General features: G+C 43.5%; 15 protein-coding genes. 7 read left to right on the top strand and 8 right to left on the bottom strand.

Annotated elements, in window-relative coordinates; all coding sequences use genetic code 11:
• Positions 1 to 243 precede the first annotated feature (243 nt).
• The 4 genes from M0C34_RS09870 to M0C34_RS09855 all read left to right on the top strand — a co-directional run bounded on the left by M0C34_RS09870 (position 244) and on the right by M0C34_RS09855 (position 4,401).
• On the top strand, positions 244 to 1,269 hold the full coding sequence (locus M0C34_RS09870; protein ID WP_248715442.1) for an amino acid ABC transporter substrate-binding protein: 1,026 nt from the start codon (positions 244 to 246) through the stop codon (positions 1,267 to 1,269).
• 72 nt (positions 1,270 to 1,341) lie between these two features.
• Complete coding sequence (locus M0C34_RS09865) at positions 1,342 to 2,538, top strand: amino acid ABC transporter permease (protein ID WP_248715441.1); 1,197 nt, start codon at positions 1,342 to 1,344, stop codon at positions 2,536 to 2,538.
• Between the two features lies 1 nt (position 2,539).
• Positions 2,540 to 3,631, top strand: coding sequence for an amino acid ABC transporter permease (locus M0C34_RS09860; protein ID WP_248715440.1), 1,092 nt, complete (start codon positions 2,540 to 2,542; stop codon positions 3,629 to 3,631).
• A 14-nt stretch (positions 3,632 to 3,645) separates the two neighbouring features.
• Positions 3,646 to 4,401 (top strand): amino acid ABC transporter ATP-binding protein, encoded by a 756-nt coding sequence (locus M0C34_RS09855; RefSeq protein ID WP_455905858.1) that lies wholly within the window; start codon positions 3,646 to 3,648, stop codon positions 4,399 to 4,401.
• 60 nt (positions 4,402 to 4,461) lie between these two features.
• Here the strand turns inward: M0C34_RS09855 and ihfA are convergent, their stop codons facing one another.
• The 7 genes from ihfA to thrS form a co-directional block, all read right to left on the bottom strand.
• The gene (gene ihfA, locus M0C34_RS09850; protein ID WP_016401503.1) at positions 4,462 to 4,755 is read right to left on the bottom strand and encodes an integration host factor subunit alpha; all 294 of its coding nucleotides are present in this window, start codon (positions 4,753 to 4,755) and stop codon (positions 4,462 to 4,464) included.
• A gap of 2 nt (positions 4,756 to 4,757) precedes the next feature.
• Positions 4,758 to 7,145 (bottom strand): phenylalanine--tRNA ligase subunit beta, encoded by a 2,388-nt coding sequence (gene pheT / locus M0C34_RS09845; RefSeq protein WP_248715439.1) that lies wholly within the window; start codon positions 7,143 to 7,145, stop codon positions 4,758 to 4,760.
• A gap of 12 nt (positions 7,146 to 7,157) precedes the next feature.
• Positions 7,158 to 8,138, bottom strand: a complete 981-nt coding sequence (gene pheS / locus M0C34_RS09840) for a phenylalanine--tRNA ligase subunit alpha (RefSeq protein WP_248715438.1) — start codon at positions 8,136 to 8,138, stop codon at positions 7,158 to 7,160.
• 177 nt (positions 8,139 to 8,315) lie between these two features.
• Complete coding sequence (gene rplT, locus M0C34_RS09835) at positions 8,316 to 8,669, bottom strand: 50S ribosomal protein L20 (RefSeq protein ID WP_016401506.1); 354 nt, start codon at positions 8,667 to 8,669, stop codon at positions 8,316 to 8,318.
• A gap of 18 nt (positions 8,670 to 8,687) precedes the next feature.
• On the bottom strand, positions 8,688 to 8,885 hold the full coding sequence (gene rpmI / locus M0C34_RS09830) for a 50S ribosomal protein L35 (protein ID WP_248715437.1): 198 nt from the start codon (positions 8,883 to 8,885) through the stop codon (positions 8,688 to 8,690).
• Positions 8,886 to 8,985: 100 nt separating this feature from the next.
• On the bottom strand, positions 8,986 to 9,528 hold the full coding sequence (infC, locus tag M0C34_RS09825; protein ID WP_248715624.1) for a translation initiation factor IF-3: 543 nt from the start codon (positions 9,526 to 9,528) through the stop codon (positions 8,986 to 8,988).
• 3 nt (positions 9,529 to 9,531) lie between these two features.
• Positions 9,532 to 11,457: a threonine--tRNA ligase gene (thrS, locus tag M0C34_RS09820; RefSeq protein ID WP_248715436.1), complete on the bottom strand. Its 1,926-nt coding sequence runs from the start codon at positions 11,455 to 11,457 to the stop codon at positions 9,532 to 9,534.
• A 206-nt stretch (positions 11,458 to 11,663) separates the two neighbouring features.
• Here thrS and M0C34_RS09815 point away from each other — a divergent pair, with 206 nt between their 5' ends.
• Positions 11,664 to 11,867 (top strand): CPXCG motif-containing cysteine-rich protein, encoded by a 204-nt coding sequence (locus M0C34_RS09815; RefSeq protein ID WP_248715435.1) that lies wholly within the window; start codon positions 11,664 to 11,666, stop codon positions 11,865 to 11,867.
• On the opposite strand, the gene M0C34_RS09810 is transcribed toward M0C34_RS09815, so the two are convergent.
• Positions 11,864 to 12,484: a riboflavin synthase subunit alpha gene (locus tag M0C34_RS09810; RefSeq protein ID WP_248715434.1), complete on the bottom strand. Its 621-nt coding sequence runs from the start codon at positions 12,482 to 12,484 to the stop codon at positions 11,864 to 11,866. The two genes, M0C34_RS09815 and M0C34_RS09810, sit on opposite strands and share 4 nt — an antisense overlap.
• On the opposite strand from M0C34_RS09810, the gene M0C34_RS09805 reads away from it, so the two are divergent.
• Positions 12,483 to 13,880 (top strand): MATE family efflux transporter, encoded by a 1,398-nt coding sequence (locus M0C34_RS09805; protein ID WP_248715433.1) that lies wholly within the window; start codon positions 12,483 to 12,485, stop codon positions 13,878 to 13,880. The two genes, M0C34_RS09810 and M0C34_RS09805, sit on opposite strands and share 2 nt — an antisense overlap.
• A complete protein-coding gene (locus M0C34_RS09800) occupies positions 13,877 to 14,875 on the top strand; it encodes a DUF3080 family protein (protein WP_248715432.1) in 999 nt (332 codons plus the stop codon). The genes M0C34_RS09805 and M0C34_RS09800 overlap by 4 nt, the downstream gene beginning before the upstream one ends.
• Positions 14,876 to 14,936: the final 61 nt, after the last annotated feature.

The following is a 14,936-nucleotide window of genomic DNA, read 5'->3' as shown; positions in this document are numbered from 1 at the left end:
TGATCTAACGCAATAAAAAATGGAATTTTTGGCAGCACAAAATGGTTGCTACTATATTCAATTATATTGAATAATTTTGCGAAGCTGGTGAGTTATTCGGCATTCCTATATGTTTACGGTGTTACAATAATGTTGACACCAAATATTCGAATGTTTATGTTGTATCTGGCTCTGGTTATAACTCGTGTAAACACAACGGTTAAACAAACCACAACATATGACAAACTGTACAGGGAAGAAAACATGTTAAAAAACACGCATATTAAAGCTGCAGTAGCTGCTGTAGCCCTTGCATTTGCTGCCAGCGCTAACGCGGCTGATGGCACTTTAGAAGACGTAAAAAGTAAAGGTTTCTTACAATGTGGTGTTAGTACTGGCCTACCAGGTTTCTCAAACCCAGATGCCGACGGTAATTGGCAAGGCCTAGATGTAGACGTATGTCGCGCAGTAGCCGCAGCGGTACTTGGCGATGCGTCAAAAGTTAAATACACGCCACTAACTGCTAAAGAACGTTTTACCGCACTTCAGTCTGGTGAAATCGATATTCTTTCTCGTAACACTACTTGGACGCTAACTCGTGATAGCTCACTCGGTTTAAACTTCGCCGGTGTTAACTACTACGACGGTCAAGGCTTCATGGTGAGTAAAGAGCTAGGCGTGTCTACAGCTAAAGAACTAGATGGCGCAGCTGTTTGTATTCAATCTGGTACAACTACCGAGTTAAACTTAGCGGATTACTTCCGTGAGCACGGCATGAAGTACACGCCTGTAGTATTTGATACTTCAGACCAAACAGTAAAAGGCTTCGAAGCGGGTCGTTGTGACGTACTCACTTCAGACCAATCACAACTGTACGCGCTACGCATTAAATTAGCTAAGCCAGACAGCGCGATGGTATTACCAGAAATCATCTCTAAAGAACCTTTAGGTCCAGTGGTTCGTCAAGGTGATGACCAATGGTTAAACGTTGTTAAATGGGCTCTATTTGCCATGATCAACGCTGAAGAATATGGTCTATCGTCTGCGAACGCTGACGACATGCTTAAATCAACTAACCCTAATATTCGCCGTATCCTTGGTCTAGAAGGACCAAAAGGTAAAGGTTTGGGTCTAGATGACAAATGGGGCTACAACATCGTTAAGCAAGTAGGTAGCTACGGTGAGTCATTTGAGAAAAACGTGGGTACTTCTTCTCCGTTAGGTATCGCACGTGGTGTGAATGCTTTATGGAAAGACGGTGGTTTCCAATACGCTCCACCAATTCGTTAATACCATTATCAACATATAGAGCAGGCTAGCCCTGCTCTCTTTTCGTTTAACTCCCACACTAGGTTGATTTATATGGCTGCTCATCCTTCTTCAAAGGATAACTCAGCAAACAATCTACGTAAGATCTGGTTTGATCCCAACGTAAGAGCGCTAGTTTTCCAAATTCTCGTTGTTATTGGTGTAATAGGTTTCTTTTACTACATCATCAGTAACGCTCTTTTCAATCTTGAGCAACGTGGCATTACCACCGGGTTCGGTTTTTTAAACCAAACTGCAGGCTTTGGTATCATTCAAACTTTGGTTGAATATGATGAAAGCCACACCTTTGGCGACACCTTTATAGTTGGTTTGCTAAATACGCTTCTTATTTCTGCTCTTGGTATCTTTTTTGCCACCATTTTGGGTTTCATAATGGGGGTTGCCCGTTTATCTTCAAACTGGTTAATATCAAAAGTTGCAACTGTTTATATTGAAACGCTACGTAATATTCCTTTATTACTACAGATTTTCTTTTGGTACTTCGCGGTATTACGCGCCTTACCAAGCCCTAAGCAAAGCTTAAATATAGGCGAAGCTGTATTTTTAAACGTTCGCGGTTTGTATATGCCGAGTCCCGTTTTTGAAGCTGGCTCAACGCCGTTTGTCGTTAGCATACTATTGACAATAGTGGGTTGTATCGTGATGGCTGTTTGGGCGAGTAAACGCCAAATGCGCACCGGCCAGCCGTTCCCAACTTTCTTCGCATCATTGGGTTTAATTATTGTTGTTCCTGCGATCGTGTTTTTCGCTAGCGGATCACCGATTGGTTTAGATTACCCGGCACTGAAAGGCTTTAACTTCCGCGGTGGTATGGTGGTTATCCCCGAACTCGCGGCTTTGTTAGTGGCGTTAAGTTTCTATACGGCGGCGTTTATTGCTGAGATTGTACGCTCGGGTATTCTGGCTGTAAGCAAAGGCCAAAGCGAAGCAGCAGAATCGCTAGGTCTAAGCAAAACCCAAGCGCTAAAGTTGGTGGTTATCCCACAAGCGATGAGGGTGATTATTCCACCGCTCACCAGTCAGTACCTAAATTTAGCGAAAAACTCTTCATTAGCGACTGCGATTGGTTACCCAGATTTGGTATCCGTATTTATGGGGACAACCCTAAACCAAACCGGGCAAGCGATTGAAGTTATTGCGTTGACCATGGCGGTTTACCTCACCATTAGTCTTACTACATCGATACTAATGAACTTATACAACAAGAAAATGGCTTTAGTGGAGCGTTAATATGTCAGTACATGAATTTAAACCTGACCAAACGCCGCCAGATCTCAGTGTAGGTCTTGTAGGTTGGTTCAAAAAAAACCTGTTCTCTAATTGGCAAAACACCCTATTCACTTTTTTGATTTTGTACATTATTGTTCCGCCGCTGATTGCATCCGTTCAATGGCTATTCTTGAACGCCGATTGGATTGGTACCAGCAGAGATGCATGTACCAGTGATGGCGCGTGTTGGGTGTTTGTTGCAGACCGATTTTCGCAACTTATCTATGGTTTTTACCCCTCTGCCGAACGCTGGCGGGTAAATGTTGTATTCGTAACGTTCTTACTGCTTATTGCAGGCCTAATTTACGAGCGCACTCCTCATAAACCAAAGTTGGCTATCTTCACTTTGCTTATCTACCCAATTATTGTGTTTTTCTTACTATTAGGTGATTCATTCGGTCTTCCTAAAGTTGAAACACATCAATGGGGTGGCTTAATGCTTACCTTAGTATTGGCCATTGTAGGCATCGTTGCTGCACTACCAATTGGTATCTTACTCGCCCTTGGTCGCCGCTCTCACATGCCTATTGTGCGTAGCTTCTGTACCATTTACATTGAGTTTTGGCGAGCAGTACCATTAATCACCGTGTTATTTATGGCTTCGGTAATGCTACCGCTGTTTGTTGGATCAGAAATCGACTTCAACAAGTTAGCGAGGGCAATGATTGGCATTATTATGTTCCAGTCAGCCTATATGGCAGAAGTGATACGGGGCGGCTTGCAAGCCATTCCTAAAGGCCAATATGAAGCAGGCGAAGCATTAAGTCTTAGCTATTGGCAATCTATGGGCTTAATCATTCTTCCTCAGGCATTAAAAATCACCATTCCTTCGATTGTGAATACCTTTATTGCCCTGTTTAAAGATACCAGTTTGGTTTTGGTCATTGGCCTATTCGATTTGTTAGCCATTGGACAATCGGCACTCGCCGACCCCGCATGGCTCGGCTTTTCAACAGAAATGTACGTATTTATCGCTTTTGTATTTTGGGTGTTCTGTTTCGGTATGTCTCGGTATTCGATCTACCTTGAGAAGAAACTACACACAGGACATTAATAAGGAATTTTAATATGACAGCTCAAAACAGCCCTGAAGTAGTGATTCAACTAAAAGGGATGAATAAATGGTACGGTGAGTTTCACGTACTAAAAGATTTAGATCTCACTGTAACCAAAGGTGAAAAGATTGTTATTTGTGGCCCTTCAGGGTCCGGAAAATCAACAATGATTCGCTGTATTAACCGCTTAGAAGAACACCAAAAAGGTGACATCATCGTAAACGGTACCGAGTTACTCAGTGATCTTAAAAGCATTGAAACGGTAAGAAGTGATGTAGGTATGTGTTTCCAGCACTTTAACCTGTTTCCTCACCTAACGGTTTTACAAAACTGCTGTTTAGCCCCTATTTGGGTTAAAAAACTCCCTCAAGCGGAAGCAGAAGCCACCGCGATGAAGTACTTAGAGCGGGTAAAGATCCCAGAACAAGCAGACAAGTATCCTGGGCAATTATCAGGCGGCCAACAGCAGCGTGTGGCGATAGCACGCAGCTTATGTATGAACCCTTCAATTATGTTGTTTGACGAGCCAACCTCAGCACTAGACCCAGAAATGGTAAGAGAAGTGCTAGATGTTATGGTTGAATTAGCCGACGAAGGTATGACCATGCTTTGTGTTACTCATGAAATGGGTTTTGCAAAACAAGTCGCGGACCGTGTGATCTTTATGGATAGAGGCGAAATCATTGAAGAAAATGTACCTGTCGAGTTTTTCGAAAACCCTCAATCTGATCGTACAAAGCTGTTCTTAAGCCAAATTTTGAACCACTAACATTAAACAGCAGATATAAAAAAGGAAGCCAATTGGCTTCCTTTTTTTATTACATTAATACTATTTTGGTTCGGCGTTCTCTACCCTACTCTTGAGCTTTTGCCCAGGACGGAAGGTGACTACTCGACGCGCAGAGATGGGGATGTCTTCACCCGTTTTTGGATTACGACCAGGGCGTTGATTTTTCTCCCTTAGGTCAAAATTCCCAAAACCTGAAATTTTGACTTGTTCCCCACTTTCCAAAGCAACCCGAATTTCTTCAAAAAAAGCTTCTACCACTTCTTTAGACTCACGTTTACTGAAGCCTAAATTTTCAAACAAATTTTCTGCCAGGTCAGCTTTAGTTAATGCCATAACTAGTCCCTCAAGGATGCGTCAAACTCTGAACGTAACACCTCTACAATGTTATCAACTGTAGCGGCAATCTCTTTTTCTTCAAGGGTTCGGCTTTGTTCTTGCAGCGTTAAGCTAATCGCAATGCTTTGCATATCGTCTGCAATGCCTTTCCCTTTGTATACATCGAATAAGTTTACGCCAACTAATTGATTTCCGCCAACTTTCTTAATGCAATTTATTAAATCAGCTGCATTTACCTGCTGAGACACTAATAATGCTAGGTCTCGGCGGTTAGCAGGAAACTTAGAAACGGGTTTAGCATCCGGTAATGTGCGTTGGGTAATGGCGTTTAATTTTAACTCGAACACAAACACTTTACCGCTCAAGCCAAAGGCTTTTAGGTGTTGAGGATGCAAGGCTCCCACAAAACCAATTGATTGACCGTTTAGTAAGATTTCTGCAGCTTGACCGGGGTGCAAAGCGGGGTTGCTTGCAGCAACAAAACTAAACTGTTGGTCATGCGCAGTAAGTTGTAACAACGCCTCTACATCACCCTTCACATCAAAGAAGTCTACTTCACGTTCAGCAGAGTTCCAGGCTTCTTGATTAGCATTACCGCTAATCACACCGGCTAACATAGCCGTTTGCTCCACACCATTTTCTGCACTTGCGTCCGGTACAAAACGTAAACCAGATTCAAATACCCGTACACGTGGCTGCTGGCGTTTTTGGTTATATGAAACCGTATCGAGCAAACCGGTCCATAAACTTAAACGCATGGCTGACATCTCGATAGAAATAGGATGTGGCAATACCATCGCTTCTGCGTTGGGGTGTAACAGCTGTTGGCGTTTAGGGTCTACAAAGCTATAAGTAATCGCTTCTTGGTAGCCTTTAGCGCAAAGTAACTGTCGGAACTTAGTGGCTGGCAACTCAACTTCTTTGTGTTGGCTCATCACTAATGATGCAGTTGGCGAAACATTAGGAATGTTGTTGTAACCATAGATACGAGCAACTTCTTCGATTAAGTCTTCTTCGATGGCCATATCAAAACGATAACTTGGCGCAACCGCCTGCCAACCGTCATCCGTTTCGCTCACTTGCATACCTAAGCGCGTTAAGATATCGGTAACTTGTTCTTGAGTGAACGAGTAGCCAACGACCTTTTCTAAACGAGCATGACGAAGCTTGATGCTTGATGCTGCTGGTAGTTTGCTTTGGTCGCCAGCTTCAACAACCGGGCCGACTTCACCACCACAAATCTCTACTAACAATTGAGTAGCGCGTTCAATGGCTTGGCTTTGCAATTGATAATCTACGCCACGCTCATAGCGGTGTGAAGAGTCGGTATGCAAACCGTATTGACGAGCACGTCCGGTAATCGCCAATTTGCTGAAAAAGGCACACTCTAAAAAGATGTCTTGGCTATCTTGGTTAACACCGGTGTGTTGGCCACCAAAAATACCCGCCATAGCAATCGGACCGCTTTGGTCACAAATAGCTAAGGTGTTAGCTTTAAGCTCAACTTCGTTACCATCAAGGAGTACCAACTTTTCGCCGTCTTTGGCTAAACGCACGTCAATAGAGCCAGTTAATTTGGCTAAATCAAAAGCATGCATCGGTTGACCTTGTTCGATAAGAACGTAGTTAGTCACATCGACCACAGGATCAATAGAGCGAATACCACTGCGGCGTAAGCGTTCTTGCATCCACAATGGTGTAGCGGCATTAACGTTTACCCCTTTAATAACCCGCCCTAAATAACGAGGACATTGTTCGGTGGCTTCAACATTTACGCTAAAGGTATCCTCAATGGTAACCGCGGCGTTTTGCCATTGCGGCTCAGCTACGTCCATTTGATTTAATACGCCCACTTCACGCGCTAAGCCGCGAAGGCTTAAACAATCGGCACGGTTAGGCGTTAGGTCTACTTCAATGCTCACGTCATCTAACTGCAGATAATCTCGTAAGTCAGTACCAATCGGCGCATCGCTAGGAAGCTCCATGATACCGTCAGACTCATCGCTAATACCTAACTCGCTGTAGGCACATAACATACCGTGGGACGGTTGGCCGCGAAGTTTGGCTTTCTTAATTTTAAAGTCACCAGGCAACACCGCACCGACAGTGGCTACGGCTACTTTTAAACCTTGTTTACAGTTAGGGGCACCACAAACAATGTCTAACAGCTCATCGCCACCTACGTTGATTTTGGTGACGCGAAGTTTATCTGCATCTGGGTGCTGGGCGCATTCTACAACCTCGCCAATGACTACGCCATTGAAGCTATCAGCTACCGCGTCTACACCATCAACCTCTAGGCCAGCCATGGTAATTTGCTCAGCTAACTCGTCGCGTGAAATGCTTGGGTTAACCCACTCTCTTAGCCAGGATTCACTAAATTTCATGTTAATTAACCCTTAATTAAATTGTTTTAGGAAACGTAAATCGTTTTCGAAGAATGAACGTAAATCGTTTACGCCGTAACGCAACATAGTTAAACGCTCTACACCCATACCAAAAGCGAAACCGGTGTATTCTTCAGGGTCAATATTTACCGCGCGCAGTACATTGGGGTGAACCATGCCACAACCCAATACTTCCAACCAACCGTTCTTACCAAGTACATCAACTTCTGCTGACGTCTCGGTAAAGGGGAAATATGAAGGGCGGAAACGTACCTGCAGGTCATCTTCAAAGAAGTTTTGCAGAAAGTCATACAACACGCCTTTCAGTTCGGTAAAGTTAACGTTTTTATCAACCATTAAGCCCTCGACCTGGTGAAACATCGGGGTATGGGTTTGGTCGTAGTCATTACGATAAACACGGCCTGGAGAGATAATTCTAATCGGTGGCTTCTCGTTTTCCATGGTACGAATTTGTACCCCAGATGTTTGAGTGCGTAACACCAAGTTAGGATTAAAATAAAAGGTATCGTGGTCGGCGCGAGCGGGATGATGCTCAGGAATATTTAGCGCATCAAAGTTATGGAAACCATCTTCAATTTCTGGCCCAGACTTCACTTGGAAACCTAATTCACCAAAAAATGTTTGAATTCGTTCAATAGTTCGAGTTACTGGGTGTAAGCCCCCTAACTCGTCGCCACGACCAGGTAAAGTTACATCAACAGTTTCTGCCGCTAACTTAGCGTTTAATTCTTGTTGTACTAGTAATTCACGTTTTTCATTTAACGCGTCTTGGATAACTTGTTTGGCTTGGTTAATGAGTTGCCCAGCTTGAGGACGTTCTTCTGGCGATAATTTGCCAAGTCCTTGTAGCTGTTTAGTCATTAATCCTTTTTTACCTAAGTATTCCACGCGAACGGCATCAAGTTCGTTGATTGCTGAAGCCGCATTAATGTGAGTCTTAGCCTGATTGATTAGCGCATCAAGATCTAGCATGATTTCCTCATATTCCGCCAAGGGAAAGGCTGATTTTTTTGTTTTAAATAAGACCGGAAATAGTACTTTAATGAACTGCTTATAGCTAGACTTGTTCCCGGAAAAAGGCAACTTGTAATGGTATTTTTTGCAATAAAAAAGGGAGCCGAAGCTCCCTTTTACAAACTTTGATAAAACTTATAAAGCAGCTTTTGCTTTTTCTACCAATACTGTAAATGCTGCTTTATCAAAAACAGCAATATCAGCTAGGATCTTACGATCGATTTCGATAGATGCTTTTTTAAGTCCGTCAATGAAACGGCTGTAAGACAAACCATTTTGACGTGAAGCAGCATTAATACGTGCAATCCATAACTGACGGAATTGACGTTTACGCTGACGACGGTCACGGTAAGCGTATTGACCCGCTTTGATTACCGCTTGAAAGGCTACGCGATAAACACGTGAACGTGCTCCGTAATAACCTTTGGCTTGTTTTAAGACTTTCTTATGACGTGCACGTGCTTGTACACCGCGTTTAACTCTGGCCATTCTTAATTTCCTCTAAACTTATGCGTACGGTAACATGCGAGCAATTGATGCAATATCAGATGCAGCAATCATTCCCTTCGGACGAAGGTGACGTTTTACCTTAGTACGGCGCTTAGTCAGGATGTGACGAAGACCAGCTTGTTTGTATTTAAAACCACCAGAAGCAGTTTTTCTAAAGCGCTTCGCAGCACCTTTGTTTGATTTCATTTTTGGCATTTACATGCACTCCGCATTGCGAGATTAACAACATATAACTAAAGGCGAACAAAAACAGCTTACTGGTTAAAGTAAGCTGCTCGTTACTTGGATGCCTCAGTTACTTCTTTTTAGGGCCTAACACCATCACAGCTTGGCGACCTTCCATTTTTGGAAAAGCTTCCACAACTGCTATTTCTGCTAAATCGCCTTTAATGCGGTTTAGTAGATCAAAGCCTAAGCTTTGGTGTGCCATTTCACGACCACGGAACCGCAGCGTTACTTTAGCTTTGTTACCCTCTTCTAGAAAACGAACCAGGTTGCGTAGTTTTACCTGATAGTCGCCTTCGTCAGTTCCAGGTCGGAATTTAATTTCCTTAACCTGAATCTGTTTTTGCTTCTTCTTCTGTTCTTTTACAGATTTACTCTTTTCGTAAATGAACTTACCGTAGTCCATGACCCGACAAACAGGTGGTTCAGCATTGGGACTAATTTCAACTAAATCAACGCCAGATTCGCCAGCTATGTTTAGCGCTTCATTCAAACTAACAATGCCAATGGCTTCGCCATCTAAGCCTGTAAGGCGTACTTCTTGCGCTTGAATTTCTTCATTTATCTTATGTGCTCTTGCAGCTTGTTGCTGACCACGTCTTCCGGTTTTTATAATTTATACCTCAATACAATTATTGTCACGATTGGCAATCTCTTGCTTAACTTGCTCGACAAAGTCGTCTACGGCAAATTTTCCAAGATCGTCACCCTTACGAGTTCTAACCGCAACCTCATTACTGTCGACTTCTTTATCGCCGACGACGAGTAAGTAAGGAATACGCTTTAGAGTATGTTCGCGGATTTTAAAGCCTATCTTCTCATTTCTCAAGTCCGCAATGGCTCTAATACCCTGTTTATTTAATTTTTTTACAACTTTATGGGCAAAATCAGCTTGTTTGTCAGTAATATTCATAACCACGACTTGTCTTGGTGCTAACCAAGTTGGGAAAAAGCCTGAGTACTCTTCGGTTAAAATACCGATGAAGCGCTCTAAAGAACCCAAAATTGCGCGGTGAATCATCACTGGCACATGGCGTTCGTTGTCTTCACCAACAAATGAAGCGGCTAAACGACCCGGCATAGAAAAATCTAGCTGTACTGTACCACATTGCCATGCGCGATCGAGACAATCGTGTAAAGTAAACTCAATTTTAGGTCCATAAAAGGCACCTTCACCTGGCAAGTAGGAGAATTCAATACCTTTAGAGCTTAACGCGTCTGCCAATGCTTTCTCAGATTTATCCCAAGTTTCATCATCACCTACTCGCTGTTCGGGGCGAGTTGACAATTTCACTTCAATTTCTTCAAAGCCAAAAGTTTTGTAGGTTTCATACACCATATCGATACATGAGGCGACTTCGTCTTGAATCTGGTTATCGGTACAGAAAATGTGTGCATCATCTTGAGTGAAGCCACGTACCCGCATTAAGCCATGTAAAGAACCCGATGGTTCGTTACGGTGACAAGAACCAAACTCGGCCATACGTAACGGTAAGTCACGGTAAGACTTCAAACCTTGGTTAAAGATTTGAATGTGGCCCGGACAGTTCATCGGTTTAACCGCATATTCGCGATTTTCAGATTGAGTGGTAAACATCGCGTCTGAGTATTTATCCCAGTGTCCTGATTTTTCCCACAGACTGCGGTCCATGATTTGTGGCGCTTTAACTTCTTGGTATTCGTACTTAGTTAACTGCTCACGCACGTAGCTTTCTAACTGACGGAAGATTGTCCAACCAGAATCATGCCAGAACACCATACCTGGTGCTTCTTCTTGCATGTGGTAAAGGTCTAATTGCTTACCAATTTTGCGGTGGTCGCGCTTAGCGGCTTCTTCAAGGCGTTTTAAATAAGCAGCGAGTTGCTTTTTATCTGCCCAAGCGGTGCCATATACCCGTTGTAACATTTTGTTTTTGTTGTCGCCGCGCCAGTAGGCACCTGCCACTTTCATTAGTTTAAAGTGATGACAAAACTTCATGTTAGGTACGTGTGGGCCACGACACATGTCGATGTATTCTTCGTGGTGATACAAACCAGGCGTTGCACTTGGGTCAATGCCTTCTATGATTTCTAGTTTGTAAGGTTCTTGGCGCTCTTCAAATACCGCTTTAGCTTCTGCTAGAGGAACGGTTTTCTTAATCACGTCGTAATTGGTTTTAGCCAATGCCTTCATCTTCTTCTCAAGATTATCGATGTCTTCTTGAGTTAATGAATGGTCTAAATCGATATCGTAATAAAAGCCGTTATCAATGGTAGGTCCGATAGCCATTTTTGTGTCAGGCCACATTTGCTTAATTGCATGGCCTAATAAGTGTGCACAAGAGTGACGAATGATTTCTATACCATCTTCGTCTTTCGCCGTAATAATGGCGACTTGTGCGTCCTCAGAAATGATTTCGCATGCATCAACACGTTGGCCGTTTACACGACCAGCAATACAAGCTTTTGCTAAGCCTGGGCCGATATCTGCGGCGATATCCATTGTTGATACAGGGTTTTCGAATTGACGTTGGCTACCGTCAGGAAGAGTAATAACTGGCATATTTATCCTTACACATACAGTGGTGATGCCTACTAAACATCACATGTTTCAGTCGATAAAGCAGTGCAATTTACTGCACTAAAAAGAGGGGCATATTAAAGGTCTGAACAGATAACTTCAATAGCTTAAGTTTTTTTGGCGCTAACACTCGTGGTAGCGAGCAAATTGAACCATAATTAATGGGTGGGCATATTGGAGTAGTTGTTATGAAAAGTTATGTCGAAAAAATGATCTCATGCCCTAGCTGTGGTCACCACACACCATTAATTATTGACGCGAGTAATGGCGACCAAGACTATTACGAAGATTGCCGCGTTTGCTGCAACCCTATTCATTGCCGTTTAAAGGTAGACGAAGCCAACGACAAAGTGTCAGCCTTTGTCGATGCCGACGACGAGCAGTATTTTTAGCTTAACCAGCGTTTAAGATCACCCGTTTTTGCCAAGTTTTTAATGGTATCAATGGCGGTTTGAGTCGCACTGTCTATCTCTATATTGACAAGGTCGTTGACTTGCTTGTCACCCAAGGTAGTGACTCTGAGGGTTTCTGGGATGATATGTAACCAAAATCCAGATTCACTAAGCTCGCCCACCGTTAAACTCGCTCCATCTACACAAATAAAACCTTTATAAACCACATATTCTAGCCACTGACTTGGCAACGATAGATGGATAGCTAAATTGTTTTCACTGCTGCAAAATTCAACGATTGTTGCAGTGCAATGAATATGCCCTGAGACTAGATGACCGCCAATCTCATCACCCACCTTAGCCGCGCGTTCAATATTTACAAAATCACCTTCATTAATCAGGTCTAAGTTTGTTAAACTCAAGGTCTCTTGTATCAAGTCGAATTGAACACCTTGCTCGCTAATGTCTACCGCGGTTAAACACGTCCCGTTTATCGCAACACTAGCACCTATGTTTAAGCCTTCGGTATCCGTTAAATAAACCCAGAGCTGCATTAAGCCTGGTGCCCTTTTGACTTTGATAACTTTACTTTTACTTTGAACTATTCCGGTGAACATGAAGTCTTTTTTCCTGGGTTTTAAACAACGTTTTTCAAAAGAATGCTTTGCCATACTGAGATTGGCAGGCCCGATTGTAGTGGCACAACTTACCATTACCGGCATGAGTTTTGTCGATACCATAATGGCGGGTTCGGTTAGCCCAACCGATTTAGCCGCAGTGGCCGTAGCGGCTAGTTTTTTTAACCCAATAATCTTGTTACTTCAAGGTATTTTGATGGCAGTAACACCTTTGGTGGCGTTTCAAATAGGTGCGCGCCAAGCCCACAAGGGTGGCATTATCTTCCGCCAAGCGTTGATCATATCCATGGTTTTAGCCGCCTTAGCGTGGGTGATCTTATGGTTTGCACCTAAGGTTTTTAATCTAATGGATGTTGAACCGCAACTGGTGGGATTAACCAAACAATACTTGTATTTTGTTAGTTTTGGCTTGCCCGCCTTTGCGTTGTACCAGGTACTGCGCGGGGTCAACGAGGCCTGTTCGAACATTAAAGCCATCATGATCATTGGGATCATCGGTTTAGCGATAAATATACCGGTTAACTATATTTTCATTAATGGTTTATTCGGCTTGCCCAAACTAGGCGGTGCTGGTTGTGGCGTAGCCACTGCCATGGTGAACTGGTTTATGGCGATTGCTATGTTAGTGTATGCGCTAAGAAGCAATACCCTTAAACCACTAAACTTGTTTGAAAGGCACAACGGTATCGACTGGTCGATTGTATCGCGCATTTTTAAATTGGGTTTGCCGATTGGTGGCGCAATATTTTTCGAAGTCACCTTGTTTTCGATGATAGCACTATTGCTGTCACCCTTGGGCGCAGACATTGTAGCCGCGCACCAAATCGCCCTTAACTTTACCTCAATGGTATTTATGTTGCCCTTGAGTATTGGGATAGCACTGACTATTCGAGTAGGTAACTACATGGGAGAGAAATCACATGATAAAGCGCAAATTAGTGCCTATAGCGGCTTAATATTGTCGATCATCGCCACCTTGTTTATCGCAAGTGCCACCATCTTGTTCCGTCACAACATTATTGCTTGGTATACCGAAAATGCCACTGTAGCCGCCATTGCCGCGCCGTTGTTTTTGCTCGCGGCCACCTATCAGCTGTCTGATTCTTTGCAGGTGTGTTGTGCCGGTGCTTTACGTGGTTACCAAGACACTCGGTTTATTCTAATCGTTACCTTGATTAGTTTTTGGCCTATTGGCTTAGGGGTTGGGTCGCTGCTTACGTTTACAGACACTCTCACAGCTGAACCCATGGGGGTTCAAGGCTTTTGGATTGCTATTGTATTAGCTTTAAGCGCCTGTGCAGTTGGTTTATTTTGGCGCTTAGTATGGGCAAGCAATAACCCAGATAAGCTGCATTTAATTAATAAGCAAGCATGAAGCTGCCGAACCTTACTAGCCTGCTAGTTGCCGGTTTAACGCTGGCTGCTAGCATTTACTTTGTCATCAATTGGTCTACTCCTCGCAGTGATAAGCTGTTTAACACCTACGTTGCACGACTTAACCGCGTGCTTGCCATAAATATTACGCCGCCCTCCCGTTTAGATGCCCTAGTAAACTTTGCTTGGCGAGATTACCAATTAGCTGAGCCAGCGGTAAGCTTATCGCTCATCGACACCATGGGCTTACGCCAATGTGGCTTAGACCAGCTGGTTTTTGAGAAAAATTCCAGCTTAGGTAAACATGCCAGTGCCGATAGGCAACTGCTTTGGCATAACCAAATAATCCTAAGCTTGCAGCACTGCTTGCAAAACCAAGCAATCAGCCCCGCATTAACAAACAGCCTAAACGCGATTCTCAGTGCAAAAACCCAAGCCATACATACCTACTGGAACAACTATTTGGTTAACGAGCCAAGCTTGCGCCATTTATGGACCACGCCACATACGCTTAACGCACACCCGGTGGGGGCTTACCGAAGCATGGCGGGTTACTTAAGCAGTTTACAAAACATCCACCAGCAATTTGTAAATCAGCAAGCGCTTGATAGTGCTATGTTGCTGGCTATAAGCCAACAATTGGCTAAAGGACCTAGCATATTGGCGCTCCTACAAGAGCTGCATAACGCCACGTTGTGGCTAAACACGGTAAGCAAAGCCTTAAAACAGCGTGCGTTTAGTTGCCGCAACAACCAACAAACCTTTACTATTTTGTCTAATGTTTTACACAAGGTGTATATGCCCAGCGTGCAGGAGTATTTAGCCCAGTTAGACCAAAGTGCCAATGTACTCATTGTTCAATTAGCGCCCTTACTTGAGGGGAAAACGGTGCAAACTTTGCTTGAGCAAACTCAACATGCACACCACGCCTTTCAGCAAGCGAACAAAGACCATGTGAAACAATGGCAGCGAATATTAAACAGCTGCCAAGGCTAAACCCATTACCTAACAGCAATATCGAAAAAAACACGCCTTTGGCAAACTGGTTATGCCAACG

It is taken from the genome of Agarivorans sp. TSD2052, assembly GCF_023238625.1.
Taxonomy (GTDB): Bacteria; Pseudomonadota; Gammaproteobacteria; order Enterobacterales; family Celerinatantimonadaceae; genus Agarivorans.
Note: the sequence above shows the minus strand (reverse complement) of the source record. Positions and strands in the feature narration are given on the sequence as shown.